Here is a 12,533-nt window from a genome sequence, read left to right on the forward strand (position 1 = left end):
CACGGCGGCGTCACGGAATGTTCAGGTACTTGTGGGTTTGCATCGACAGGCGCCACTGCGGATGGCGCTTGCACCAATCGATCGCGAGCTTTGTATTGAAATCGCGCGACGGGCCGTCCATCGGCTGGACGAGGAAATAGTCGAAATCGAGCTTCGCGTAGTCGGCGAGGCGCTGGTTGTCCTGCGGAACCACGACCTTGAGCTCGTTGCCTTTCGTCACGACGAGCGGCGCGTCGGCCTTCGGGCTCACGCAGATCCAGTCGATCGTCTCGAGCACCGGCAGCGAACCGTTCGTTTCGATCGCGATCTCGAAGCCTGCCGCGTGCAGCGCATCGACGAACGGCGGGTCGATCTGCAGCATCGGCTCGCCGCCCGTGCAGACGACGAAGCGGTGCGTCTCGCCCTCCGGCCACAGCGACGCGATCATCGCAACGAGTTCGTCCGCGCTCTTGTACTTGCCGCCGTTCTCGCCGTCGGTGCCAACGAAATCGGTATCGCAGAAGCGGCATACGGCTTCCGCCCGGTCTTCCTCACGGCCCGACCACAGATTGCAGCCGGCGAACCGGCAAAACACGGCGGGGCGGCCGGCGTTCGCGCCCTCGCCCTGCAACGTGTAGAAAATTTCCTTTACCGCGTACGTCATGCCGCTCTCTGATTTCAACCACTTGGTCCAGCCGCTTAGGCCGGCTCTGTCACCTTCTCGCCCGCGAGAAACGCTTCGTAGCCGCGCTTACGCAGCCGGCACGCCGGGCACTCGCCGCAGCCGAAGCCCCAATCGTGCAGCTCGGCGCGTTCGCCGACGTAGCACGTGTGCGTCTCGACACGCACCAGTTCGACAAGCGCATCGCCGCCCAGCGTTTGCGCCAGGCGCCACGTATCGGCCTTGTCGAGCCACATCAACGGCGTCTCGAGCAAAAAGCGGCTGTCCATGCCGAGATTGAGCGCGACTTGCAGCGCCTTCATCGTGTCGTCGCGGCAATCGGGGTAGCCCGAGAAATCGGTCTCGCACATGCCGCCGACCAGCACCTTCAACCCGCGCCGGTAGGCGATCGCCGCGGCGATCGTCATGAACATCAGGTTGCGGCCGGGCACGAACGTATTCGGCAGACCGTTGGCCGCCGCTTCGATCTGGATCTCGCGCGTCATCGCGGTATCGCTGATCGACCCGAGCACCGACAAGTCGATCATGTGGTCTTCGCCCAGCCGGTCCGCCCACGCGGGAAACTCGCGCGCAATCGCGCTGCGAAAGCCTTCGCGGCATTCGAGCTCGACACGGTGCCGCTGACCGTAATCGAAGCCGAGCGTCTCGACCGTTTCGTATCGATCGAGCGCCCATGCAAGACATGTGGCCGAATCCTGGCCGCCGGAAAACAACACGAGCGCGCTGTTCTTAGCGTCTGTCCGAGTCACCGTGAAACTCCGTGAGTGATGAGGGCTCGCGTCGCGCCGGCGCGGTGGCGGCGCCGTGCGGCAACGCGTGCCGGCGGCGCCGGCTCATGCAGTATAGGTCGCACCGTTTGGCGACAGGCGCCGCGCCGCTTATACCGCTGATCGCCTGACGCGATGCGCCGCCGATGTGCCGCATCCCGCCGGCCGGGTGACGAGCACGCAGAATTCGCGCCTGGAAACAACAAAGGACTTGCGGGACGCATGCGTTGCAAGTCCTTGTAATAGCGAGATTTTATCATGCCGTCCCGAAATGGCGCTGGGACCGGCGTGCGCGCTGACCGTGACGCACCGCTTAAGGCTGAAGCACTAACTCCGGTGACATATGAAAAACCCCAAGAACCTTGCGATTCTTGGGGTTGGATACTGCTGGTGGCCTGGGACGGAATCGAACCATCGACACGCGGATTTTCAATCCGCTGCTCTACCAACTGAGCTACCGGGCCACGAAGAAGCGAGAGTATAGCAAGTGTTTTTGCGGTACTCAAGCCCCTTTGTGAAGATTTATTCTCCCTTGTTCTTCCCAAGGTCCACGCCAAGCTGCTTGAGCTTGCGATACAAGTGCGTGCGTTCGAGCCCTGTCTTTTCCGCGACGCGGGTCATGCTGCCGTTCTCGCGCGCGAGGTGATATTCGAAATACGCGCGTTCGAACGCATCGCGCGCGTCGCGCAGCGGAATATCGAACGAAATCGACGCGGTCTGCGCGGGCAGACCGCCGCTGGCGCCGTTCTCCGCCGCCAGTATCGGCAACGCCGCCGCCGAGGCCACGGCTGACGAATTGATCGGCGACGCCGGCTTGGCCACCGCGCCGACGGGCGACGTCGCATTGCCGCGCGCGAGGCCCTGCTCGACCGCCTTCAAGAGCTTCTGCAGCGCGATCGGCTTTTCGAGAAAATTCAGCGCGCCGATTTTCGTCGCCTCGACCGCCGTATCGATCGTCGCGTGCCCGGACATCATGATGACCGGCATCGTCAACTGCCCTTGCGCCGCCCACTCCTTGAGCAGCGTCACGCCGTCGGTGTCGGGCATCCAGATATCGAGCAGCACCAGATCGGGCGCCGCGCGCAAGCGGAAATCCCGCGCCTGCTGCGCGTTTTCCGCGGCCTCCACGACGTGTCCTTCGTCGGAAAGGATCTCCGAGAGCAATTCCCGGATGCCCATTTCATCATCTACCACCAGGATGGTTGCCATTTACGCTGCCCTTGTCTGCACTATTGCTTTTGTGTGTCCCGGCACTTCCGCGCCGTGCGATGGCGCGCTCGCCGCTCCGGGCGATGCGCCGTCGTCTGCCATTTGCAGAAACAGAATTGAGATCTGCGCCCCTTCGATCACGTCGCCCGCTCTGAGGCGGTTGCGAATGTCGATGCGTGCGCCATGTTCATCGACGATCTTCTTGACCGTGGCGAGACCGAGTCCCGTCCCTTTGGCCTTCGTCGTCACGTAGGGTTCGAACGCGCGCGTCAGGATGCGCGCGGGAAAGCCCGGACCGTTGTCCGAGACGGTCAGGCGCACCGCGACGCGCACTTTGCCGTCCGCGTCCGGGTCGCCATATTCTACTGTCTTGGTTTCGAGCAAAACACGCGGGTTTTCGACATCGGCCACCGCGTCCTGCGCGTTTTGCAGCAAGTTGTGAATCACCTGACGAAGCTGCGTGGCGTCGCCGCGAATCACCGGCAGCGCCGACAGCTCGACCTTGATCGCGCTCTTGCCTTCCTCGATGCCGTAGAGCGTCAACACCTCCGACACCAGTTCGTTCAGTTGCAGATTGCCGAGCACCGCGGGCGGCGTGCGCGCGTATTCGCGGAAATCGTCGACCATCTGCTTCATCGCCGCGACCTGGTTCACGATCGTCGTCGCGCCGCGCTTCAAGACATCGGCGTCTTGCGGCGCGAGCTTGTCGGAGAGCTTCATCTGCAGGCGTTCCGCCGACAGCTGGATCGGCGTGAGCGGGTTCTTGATCTCGTGCGCGAGACGCCGCGCGACCTCGCCCCACGCGATCGAACGCTGGGCGGAGATCACGTCGGAGATGTCGTCGAACACGACGACGTAGCCCGCGGTCTGCACGTCTTCGATGTTCTCCGTGCTCGATACGAGACGCGCGCCGCGCACGAGCAGCGTCAGCGGCTCGGTCTCGCCCGCGACCGGCACCGCGAACTGCTGCTGCCAGTGGCCGCCGTCGGCCGCGCCGTTCGTGCTCGCCGCTTCGCGATCGGCAAACGCCTTCTTGACCATCGCGCCGAATTCGGCGAGCACGCCGATGTGATCGAGCGAAGCGCCGAGCGTCGATTGGAACGGCTGGCGGAAGATGCGCTCGGCGCCGCGATTGGCGGTCGTCAGACGGAACTGGCGATCGAACACGAACACGCCTGCTGTCAGGTTCGCAAGAATGCTCTCGAGGTAGGCCTTCGAGTGTTCCAGCGCGATGCGGTTTTTCTCGACCGCCGCGCGCGCTTCGGATAGCTGACGCGTCATCGCATTGAACGACTGCGTGAGGAAGCCGAGTTCGTCGCGCGACTTGATTTCGCGCTTCGGCGTGTAGTCGCCTTCGGCCACCTCCTTCGTCCCTTGCGCGAGCAGGAAGAGCGGCCGCGCCAGCTGATTGCCGAGCGCGAGCGCGAGCATCATCGCGATGAAGGTCGCGAGAAAGAGCGCGAGCGTCAGCGTGCCGATGTACATCTTGCGCAAGCCGGTGCGGCCCAGCGCCTTCTCCTGGTACTCGCGATACGCGCGCTGCACGGCATCGGCGTTGCGCGCCAAGGTGGACGATACCGGCTGCTCGAGCTGCAGGAAGCGTTCGGCCGGCTGCAAGAGCGAGGTACTCGAATCCGGAATGCGCTGCACGATACGCAAGCGCAAGCCGCCCTTCGCATCGCCATCGACCTCGCCCTCGATCGCCGCATAGCCCCGGCCGCGCGCCTGGTTGAGCATCAGTTGCGTCGGCAGGTCGTCGGGCACGAGCGCGGCGTAGTTGCCCGTCGCTTGCGCGACCACGTGCAGTTCCGGCGCCGCGCCCGACACCGCGCGCACCGTTTCGACAAGCGTCGCGTCCTGCACGCCGAACTGATCGCGCAAACGCAGCAGCGTGAGCGTCGTGCTCGACGGGTCGGTGCTCGCCAGCTGCTCGGCCATCATGCGGCCTTTGGTCTGCAAGTCCGACAACGAGGCGTCGAGCATGCCGCGCCCGAGGTTCAACCCCGAGGTCAGCGCGGTTTCGACATTGACGTCGAACCACGACTCGATGCTGCGCGAGACGAACTGATACGACACGATGTAGATGATCCCGCCCGGCACGACGCCGACGAGCGCAAAGAAGATCGCCAGCTTCGCGAGCAGCCGGGTGCCGAACTTGCCCCTTCGCAAGCGCGCCAGAATCATGATGGCGAGCGTCACGACGACGAGCAGGAAGATCAGCGCGACGATGATGTTCGCGGCGTAAAGCCACGAGTAGTAGCGATCGAAGAACTCGGTGTTCGCGCTCGCGGCGGCCAGGAGGACCAGCAGCAGGATCGCGGTGACGGCGACCGTCGACACGAGCACTCGCACGACGAGGCCCTTCGCTCCCACGGATCGGCGGACTCTATTTAGCACGTTCGGCCACCGTAAAAGTAAAACGCTTCCAATCGGAGGCGAGCGCCCAGTCGCGGTTGTTGACCGCATCGACCTGGAACGGCTTCGGCATCAGCGCGGTATCGAGCTGCATCCGCACCGACGCGTTGTAGGTTTCGCCGGGCGCCACTTGGTTGCGGTCGATCACGTGCCACGAAGTGACATGCTTGATGACCGCCAGCGCCTCGCTGAGCGAGGCGAAGCCCAATTGCAAACCGCCGCTCGACACGCGGTATTCGCGTGTGAGCGGCTGGAACGACAGGCGGATAGTCTGCGAGACGGACACGGGCTGCTCATCGAACCAGTACCAGCGCGGACGGCTCAGTTCGAAATCGGTTGTGAAGTAAAGCGGGATGCCTTTGTTGACGGCATCTTCGAGACTGCTGTTCAGCTCGAAGTCGAAGCGGGCGTCGAGGTTCCACCCGGTGCCGTCCGATTGCAGCGACGCGCGCTGCACGGAGATCGGATCGGCGCACGCGGGCCCGGCTGCGGCGAGGCAAAGGGCCAGCGCAATCCAGAGCGCGGCCGCGAGCCGGAGCGGAAGAAAGCGTTTGATCGTCACCGTTTCTGAAAGCGCGCGTAGAAGAATCCGTCGTGGTCTGTGTCTGAACCGGTGCGCTGCCCGAGCGGCGTTGCGCTCGGGCGTTCGGCCGCGGCTGTGGCTGCTTCGCGGGCGAGAACCGGCACCAGTTGCCCCGGTGCGTCCAATCGTACCGCATCTTCATGCGCGCCTCCAAACCACTGCGCCTGCAACTCGCCCTCTTCCGGAAAGATCGAGCAGGTAACGTAGAGCAACTCGCCGCCAGGTTTCACGAGCGGCCACAGGGCGGCGAGGATGCGGCGTTGCTCGGCGGCGAGGGCGGCGATATCCGACTCGCGCCGCAGCCAGCGGATGTCGGGGTGGCGCCGGACGATGCCCGACGCCGAGCACGGCACGTCGGCGAGGATGCGGTCGAACGCGGCGCCGTCGTGCCATTGCGAGGGATCGCCGGCATCGCCGATGCGCACGTCGGCTTTGAGTCCGAGGCGCGCGAGATTCTCGCCGATGCGCGCCGCCCGCGAGGCGTCGCTTTCGAGCGCGACGAGGTCGACGTCGGCCAGCTCGAGCACGTGTCCGGTCTTGCCGCCGGGCGCTGCACAGGCATCGAGCACACGCATGCCGTCGCGCGCGCCGAGCCATTGCGCGGCGAGTTGCGCGCCGGCGTCCTGAACGGACACGACGCCGTCGGCAAAGCCGGGAATGCGCTCGACCGGCGTGGGCGTCGCGAGCCGCACCGCGTGAACGCCGGCCTCCCGCGCGTCGATTTGATGCGCGCGCAACGTTTCCAAGTAAGCCGCGACCGTCGAGCGGCGCGCGTTGACGCGCAGTGTCAACGGCCCTTGTCGATTGCCTGATTCGAGAATGTCCTGCCAGCGATCGGGCCACGCGTGTTCGACCGCGTCGATCCACCAAGCCGGATAGTTCCAGCGCGCGACGCGGTCCACGCGGGACTCGTTCAGCAGCGCGTCGCGCTCGCGCAGGAAGTTGCGCAGCACAGCGTTGACGAGCCCTTTCGCGAAGGCGAATTCGCGTCTCGCGCCGATTGCCTCGACGGCCTGATCGACGACGGTGAACGGTGCGTAAGCGGCCGTATCGGCATCGTCGGAGAGCAGCGTGAGCGCACAACTGAGCACGTTGCCGACATGTGCGGCGGGGGCCTTGCGGACCAGCTTCGCAACGAGCCAATCGGCGGTTGCGAGGCGGCGCAGCGTTCGATAGGCGATATCCTGCACGGCGCCGCGCGACATCGCGGCGTGAGCCGCGTTCGACGATGCGTTCACGGCAGCAAGCGCCGCCGGCAGCGCGGTGCCATAACGGACGGCGCCGACGGCCTGGGCCGCGCCATCGAGCGCAAAGCCAAGCGATTCGGGCACGAGATGCAGTGCCGATAGGCGCGCCTGTCGCGCTGCGTGTTTCGGTGCTGCAGGCTGTTTCGGCTGGCGACGCGCGGCGGATTTTTGAGTCATGGAGAGAGTTTGGGCGTACCGCATCGGAATTGCGCGGCACACCCGTTGAGCAAACGCCGCATTGTAGCGTGGCGAGGTGAGCGATCCGTCGTAAGGTAGTCCGCCGTCGAAGAGGGTCGAGCGCCAGCTGCTACCGCAGCTCGCTGGGGCACGCGATTGAACGACGAGATCGACAAAGCAAAGGGGCGAGCCTCTCGGCTCGCCCCAACGGCCACCACTTAGCTGCGCGCTTGCGCAGCGCGCCGGACCTTCGGCGTCAATCGAATCGCCCGGTACGCGCCATTTCCATCAACCGGGCTATACGCTCTTCCGTCGCCGGGTGCGTCGAGAAGAGATTTGCGATACCGCCGCCCGACAGCGGATTCATGATCATCATCTGCGCCGTCGCCGGGTGCGCTTCCGCCGCCGCGAACGGGATGCCCTGCGCGTAGCGATGGATCTTGTCGAGCGCCGACGCGAGCGCCTGCGGATCGCCTGAGATTTGCGCGCCGCCGCGATCCGCTTCGAATTCACGCGCGCGCGAAATCGCCATCTGAATCAGCGCACCCGCAATCGGTGCGAGCAAGGCGACCGCAATACTTGCGATCGGATTGCTCGGCCGCCCTTCTTCGTCGCGGCCGCCGAAGAACATCGCGAAGTTCGCGAGCGCCGAGATGGCACCGGCCATCGTCGCGGAGATGGTCGAGATCAGGATGTCGCGATGCTTTACGTGCGCGAGTTCATGAGCCATCACCCCGCGCATCTCGCGTTCGGACAGCACACGCAGAATGCCCGTGGTGGCCGCGACCGCCGCGTGCTCGGGATTGCGGCCCGTGGCGAACGCGTTCGGCGCGTCTTCGTTGATCAGGTAGACGCGCGGCATCGGCAACTGCGCACGCGTGGCGAGCTCGCGGACCATCCGGTAGAACTGAGGCGCACTCGCTTCGTCCACTTCCTGCGCGTTGTACATGCGCAAGACCATCTTGTCCGAGAACCAGTACGAAAAGAAATTCATGCCGAGCGCGATGAGAAGCGCCAGCATCATGCCGCGATGCCCGCCGATCATCCCGCCGATCACAATGAAGAGGGCCGTGATCGCGGCCATCAGCATTGCCGTTTTGACCCAATTGAACATGCTTGCTCCTAACCTGTTTGCGTGCATCACGCCGTGTTCCGCCTCAAAGGCCGAGCGGAGAATTGTAAGGAAAATGTTAGATAGGGACGAACGCAAAAAATTCAATCAGTGCCGCGTCGTGGCGAGCTTGATGCCGAGCCCGACAAACGCGCTGCCGACGCCGCGGTCCAGCCACCGCTTCACCGCCGGCTTGCCGCCCAGCCGTTGCGTGACGCTGCCTGCGATCCACGCGACGAAACTGTTCCATACCGTGCTCATCAGCACGAACACGACGCCGAGCGACAGGAACGCGAGTGCCTTGTGCTCGCTGTCCGCGGCGACGAACTGCGGGAAGAACGAAACAAAGAACAGCACGACTTTCGGATTCAGGACATTGGTCCAGAACCCTTGCATGAAGAGCTGCTTCAACGATTTCGGACCGCCCGCCGCGCGCGCGTTGCCCGCAGCCTCCGCTTGCTCCGGATTCGCGAAGATCAGCCGCACGCCGAGATAGATCAGATACAGCGCACCGACGAATTTGATGACCGTGAAAGCCGTTGCCGATGCCGCCAGCAACGCGGTCAAGCCGAATGCGCACGCGAGCGAGTGCACGCAACAGCCCGCCGAAATGCCGAGCGCCGACATCAACCCCGCGCCGCGCCCCTGCGCCACGCTTCGGCCGACGATGTAAGCCGTATCCGGCCCCGGCGTCACGTTGAGCAGGAAAACAGCGGCGATAAAAAACGCGAAGTGGACGATGCCGAACATGGCGAGCTTTCAGTGGCGTATTTGGGAGGGAGATGTACAGCCGATTCTAACGCGCGCCGCAACCGCTGCGCGACCTGGCCGATCGCGCTAGGAGATGCGTCCTACGCAGCCGTCATTGCGGCTCGGGCAACCCAAAGCGTTGTCCGACCGAGAGAGTCGCGCCGGCCAGGAATTCGCGCACCGGCAAGCGCTTGCCGCTTGGCTTTTGCAATTGAGTCAGACGCAATGCGCCTTCGCCGCACGCGACGACGACACCGTCTCCGGAAACCTCGACGATCGCGCCGGGCTCGGCCGTGCCTTTAGCGTCCGTGGCGGGCTCGGCGGCCCAGATTTTCAACGCGGTACCGTCGCCGAGCGTCGCGACGCCTCCCGGAAACGGATCGAACGCGCGAACCTGCCGCGCCAGGACGGCGGCCGGCCGCCGCCAGTCGAGCGCGGCTTCATGCTTGCCGATTTTATCGGCGTAGGTCACGCCCGCTTCGGGCTGCGGCGTCGCTTGCAACGTGCCGCTCTTCTCGAACTCGAGGAGCGCATCGACGATCAGACGCGCGCCCTCTGCGGCGAGCTTGTCGAACAGCGTTGCAGACGTGTCGCTCGTTTCGATCGGCACACGCCCGACTCCGAGCATCGCGCCCGTATCGAGGCCCGCATCCATGAGCATCAGCGTGATGCCGGTCTCGGCGTCGCCGGCTTCGAGCGCGCGCTGAATCGGCGCCGCACCCCGCCAGCGCGGCAAGAGCGAACCGTGAATGTTGACGCAGCCGTGCGGAGGGATATCGAGCACTTCCTGCGGCAGCAGCAAACCGTATGCGGCGACGACCATTACGTCGTGCGGCGTGGCGCGAAGCTGATCGATCGCTGCGGCGGCCTCGGCCGGATATTTCCCCGCGCGGCGCAACGACGGCGGCTGGGCGACGGCAAGCCCGTGTTCCTGCGCATAGCGTTTGACGGCGCTCGCCTGCAGCTTCATGCCGCGACCGGCGGGGCGGTCGGGCTGAGTCAGCACGAGCGGCACCGGAAAACCGGCGGTGTGAATCGCGGCCAGCGCGGCCGCCGCGAATTCCGGGGTACCTGCAAAAACGACGCGCAACGTATGGGCCATAGAGATGAGCTTCGAATAAACAGCAACTGACTGCGGAACCAACAAGACCCGGCGCGCGGTGTTACATCGCGTGCGCCAGCTTTTTCATCTTGGTCTTGATGCGCGTCTGCTTGAGCGGCGACAGATACTCGACGAAAACCTTCCCCATCAAGTGATCCATTTCGTGCTGAATGCAGACCGCGAGCAGCCCTTCGCAGTCGATCTCGAACGTTTCGCCCTTCTCGTTCAGCGCCCGCACGCGCACTCGCTCGGCGCGCTCGACGCTGTCGTAGATGCCCGGCACCGACAAGCAGCCTTCCTCGTTGATCTTGCGTTCGTCGCTCGACCAGACGATCTCCGGATTGATGAACGCCAAAAGCTGATCGTGCGTCTCCGACACGTCGATCACGATCACGCGCTCATGCACGTCGACCTGCGTCGCGGCAAGGCCGATGCCGGGCGCCGCGTACATCGTCTCGCCCATATCGGCTACGAGCTTGCGGATGCGATCGTCGACGCGCTCGACCGGTTTCGCGATTTTGTGCAGGCGTTTATCGGGGTAATTGAGGATGCTGAGTAAGGCCATGATCTTGAAAGTGGTCGGATGCGGTCGCGCAAAACGATACCGTGACGAAAAATTCCCGATGCGGCAATAGGCCGATCGGTCAGCTTGCGGGCTCGATGCCGCGTCTCGAAGATGTCCGCTGAACCCAGCAGATTCAACTCATCTATTTTTGACGCAGCCACGGACACCCGCGACTTTGCGCGGCGCTGCATTGTATTTCGGATGATGAAAATTTTAGCATGCTGCCCGAACACCCGCAGGCTGCCCTCGAGGGTCGACCCGCTATGCAGATCTTGCCGATGACCGACTCCGAACTCGCCGCGTGGCTGCGCCTTGCCACCGCGCGCGGACTCGCGCCCGTCGCGCTGCGCGCGCTGCTCGACGCGTTCGGATTGCCCGAAGCCGTATTGGCGACGCCTTTTCGGGCGCTGGCGGCGATCGTCGGCGACGCCGTCGCGCACGCCGTGCTCGCAGAGCCGCCTGCCGGCTTTGCGCAGCAGCTTGCCCACATCACGCATTGGCGCGCGCAGCCCGGCAACGCAATCGTCACGTTGGGCGACCCGGCCTACCCGCCGGCGCTGCTCACGATGCCCGATCCACCGCCGCTGCTATATGTAAAGGGCCGTATGGAGCTGCTGCACGCAACAAGCGTGGCGATCGTCGGCAGCCGCAATGCGACGCCGCAAGGGCTCGAAGACGCGACTCGCTTCGCGCAAGCCTTGTCGGATGCCGGATTGAGCGTCGTCTCCGGTCTGGCGCAGGGCATCGACGGCGCCGCGCACCGAGGTGCGCTGGCCGGGCGCGGCAGCACGATCGCAGTGATCGGCACCGGCGCCGACATCGTCTATCCCGCCATCCATCACGCGCTCGCCCATCAAATCGCCGCGGAAGGGGTGATGTTGTCGGAGTGGCCGCTCGGCACGCCTGCCAGGTCCGCCCATTTTCCGCAGCGCAACCGGCTGATCGCGGGCCTGTCGAGCGGCGTGCTGATTGTCGAAGCCGCGCTGCGGTCCGGTTCGCTGATCACGGCGCGTCTCGCCAACGAGATGGGGCGGGATGTGTTCGCGATTCCCGGTTCGATCCACGCACCGCTTTCGCGCGGGTGTCACCGAATCATCAAGGACGGGGCGAAACTCGTCGAAACGGTGGAGGAAGTGCTGGAAGAACTTGGCATCCGCGTGGCGGCGAAAAGCGCATTGCCAGCCGCATCGCCTGGGGCGCGGCCAAAGCGCCGAACCACCGCCGCGACGCCGGGCGAGCAACTGACACTCGCGCCAACGGCAACGCAAAGCGCGCTCCCGCCGCCTCTGGACGCCCACGCCGAGCGCCTGCTCGCGGCGCTCGGCCATGCCCCCGCGACCTTCGACGTCCTCGCGGCCCGAACCGAGATGGAAAATGCGACGTTGCAAAGCACGCTGCTGCAGCTGGAGCTCGCCGGGCGGCTGACGGCGCTGCCGGGCGGGCGCTTCGCGCGCATCGAGCGCGGCTAAGCGCACCGACGACCGCGCCGCCCCACGAGAGGCGTGCTACAGTCGCCGCAAGCAGTTCGCACTTCAGAAAAGAACGCAAGGAAACACAATGCCAGCGCTGAATCTCGACACCGACGCAGACCGGATCGCCGAGCGCATCAACGACACCGATACCCTCCTCGTCGCCTGCTTGTGCGCGGAATGGTGCGGCACCTGCCGCGACTACCGCGCGGGCTTCGACCGCGTCGCCGACGCGCACCCGGATGTCTGCTTCGCCTGGATCGACGTCGAAACCCACGCCGATCGCTTCGAGGACCTCGACGTCGAGAACTTCCCGACGATCCTGATCGAAGACGGCATCACCACGCGCTTTTTCGGTACGGTTTTGCCGCACTTGTCGATCCTCGAGCGCATGCTGTCCGATCTGACCACGCTGCCGAACTCCGTCGGCGCGCCGAAACTGCGTCCGGCACTCGCCGCAGTCTGAATCGCGCCCGC

General features: G+C 64.9%; 12 protein-coding genes and 1 tRNA gene. 2 read left to right on the top strand and 11 right to left on the bottom strand.

All coding sequences use genetic code 11. The features are described from left to right. Window positions 1-10: 10 nt before the first annotated feature. From queE to def, 11 genes are all read right to left on the bottom strand, one after another. Window positions 11-643 (bottom strand): 7-carboxy-7-deazaguanine synthase, encoded by a 633-nt coding sequence (gene queE / locus FAZ95_RS21290; RefSeq protein WP_137334252.1) that lies wholly within the window; start codon window positions 641-643, stop codon window positions 11-13. 35 nt (window positions 644-678) lie between these two features. Beyond that, window positions 679-1,410, bottom strand: a complete 732-nt coding sequence (queC, locus tag FAZ95_RS21295; RefSeq protein ID WP_137334253.1) for a 7-cyano-7-deazaguanine synthase QueC — start codon at window positions 1,408-1,410, stop codon at window positions 679-681. Window positions 1,411-1,816: 406 nt separating this feature from the next. Beyond that, window positions 1,817-1,892: transfer RNA gene (locus FAZ95_RS21300), tRNA-Phe, on the bottom strand. A 58-nt stretch (window positions 1,893-1,950) separates the two neighbouring features. After that, window positions 1,951-2,637, bottom strand: a complete 687-nt coding sequence (gene esaR, locus FAZ95_RS21305; RefSeq protein ID WP_137334254.1) for a response regulator transcription factor EsaR — start codon at window positions 2,635-2,637, stop codon at window positions 1,951-1,953. Next, window positions 2,638-5,034 (bottom strand): sensor histidine kinase, encoded by a 2,397-nt coding sequence (locus tag FAZ95_RS21310; protein WP_137334255.1) that lies wholly within the window; start codon window positions 5,032-5,034, stop codon window positions 2,638-2,640. Next, entirely contained in the window at window positions 5,024-5,614 is a 591-nt protein-coding gene (locus tag FAZ95_RS21315) for a DUF4390 domain-containing protein (protein ID WP_137334256.1), read from the bottom strand. Before FAZ95_RS21315 ends, FAZ95_RS21310 begins: the two co-directional genes overlap by 11 nt. After that, a complete protein-coding gene (rsmB, locus tag FAZ95_RS21320) occupies window positions 5,611-7,059 on the bottom strand; it encodes a 16S rRNA (cytosine(967)-C(5))-methyltransferase RsmB (RefSeq protein ID WP_137334257.1) in 1,449 nt (482 codons plus the stop codon). The genes FAZ95_RS21315 and rsmB overlap by 4 nt, the downstream gene beginning before the upstream one ends. A 256-nt stretch (window positions 7,060-7,315) precedes the next feature. Continuing rightward, the gene (gene htpX, locus FAZ95_RS21325; protein ID WP_137334258.1) at window positions 7,316-8,173 is read right to left on the bottom strand and encodes a zinc metalloprotease HtpX; all 858 of its coding nucleotides are present in this window, start codon (window positions 8,171-8,173) and stop codon (window positions 7,316-7,318) included. A 105-nt stretch (window positions 8,174-8,278) separates the two neighbouring features. Next, window positions 8,279-8,920, bottom strand: a complete 642-nt coding sequence (locus FAZ95_RS21330; RefSeq protein ID WP_137334259.1) for a LysE family translocator — start codon at window positions 8,918-8,920, stop codon at window positions 8,279-8,281. A gap of 112 nt (window positions 8,921-9,032) precedes the next feature. Further along, window positions 9,033-10,022, bottom strand: a complete 990-nt coding sequence (gene fmt, locus FAZ95_RS21335; RefSeq protein WP_137334260.1) for a methionyl-tRNA formyltransferase — start codon at window positions 10,020-10,022, stop codon at window positions 9,033-9,035. A gap of 61 nt (window positions 10,023-10,083) precedes the next feature. Continuing rightward, window positions 10,084-10,587, bottom strand: coding sequence for a peptide deformylase (gene def / locus FAZ95_RS21340; RefSeq protein WP_137334261.1), 504 nt, complete (start codon window positions 10,585-10,587; stop codon window positions 10,084-10,086). Between the two features lie 263 nt (window positions 10,588-10,850). Here def and dprA point away from each other — a divergent pair, with 263 nt between their 5' ends. Next, window positions 10,851-12,056, top strand: coding sequence for a DNA-processing protein DprA (dprA, locus tag FAZ95_RS21345; protein ID WP_137334656.1), 1,206 nt, complete (start codon window positions 10,851-10,853; stop codon window positions 12,054-12,056). Window positions 12,057-12,144: 88 nt separating this feature from the next. After that, window positions 12,145-12,522: a thioredoxin family protein gene (locus FAZ95_RS21350; RefSeq protein ID WP_137334262.1), complete on the top strand. Its 378-nt coding sequence runs from the start codon at window positions 12,145-12,147 to the stop codon at window positions 12,520-12,522. The last annotated feature ends 11 nt before the right edge of the window (window positions 12,523-12,533 follow it).

The sequence above is a fragment of the Trinickia violacea genome (genome assembly GCF_005280735.1).
GTDB classification, from domain to species: Bacteria; Pseudomonadota; Gammaproteobacteria; order Burkholderiales; family Burkholderiaceae; genus Trinickia_A; species Trinickia_A violacea.

Coding starts and splice junctions, on each gene's coding strand:
- FAZ95_RS21350 (WP_137334262.1), top strand. CDS start 12,145: ATGCCAGCGCTGAATCTCGACACCGACGCAGACCGGATCGCCGAGCGC.
- rsmB (WP_137334257.1), bottom strand. CDS start 7,059: ATGACTCAAAAATCCGCCGCGCGTCGCCAGCCGAAACAGCCTGCAGCA.
- htpX (WP_137334258.1), bottom strand. CDS start 8,173: ATGTTCAATTGGGTCAAAACGGCAATGCTGATGGCCGCGATCACGGCC.
- queE (WP_137334252.1), bottom strand. CDS start 643: ATGACGTACGCGGTAAAGGAAATTTTCTACACGTTGCAGGGCGAGGGC.
- fmt (WP_137334260.1), bottom strand. CDS start 10,022: ATGGCCCATACGTTGCGCGTCGTTTTTGCAGGTACCCCGGAATTCGCG.
- esaR (WP_137334254.1), bottom strand. CDS start 2,637: ATGGCAACCATCCTGGTGGTAGATGATGAAATGGGCATCCGGGAATTG.
- FAZ95_RS21330 (WP_137334259.1), bottom strand. CDS start 8,920: ATGTTCGGCATCGTCCACTTCGCGTTTTTTATCGCCGCTGTTTTCCTG.
- dprA (WP_137334656.1), top strand. CDS start 10,851: ATGCAGATCTTGCCGATGACCGACTCCGAACTCGCCGCGTGGCTGCGC.
- def (WP_137334261.1), bottom strand. CDS start 10,587: ATGGCCTTACTCAGCATCCTCAATTACCCCGATAAACGCCTGCACAAA.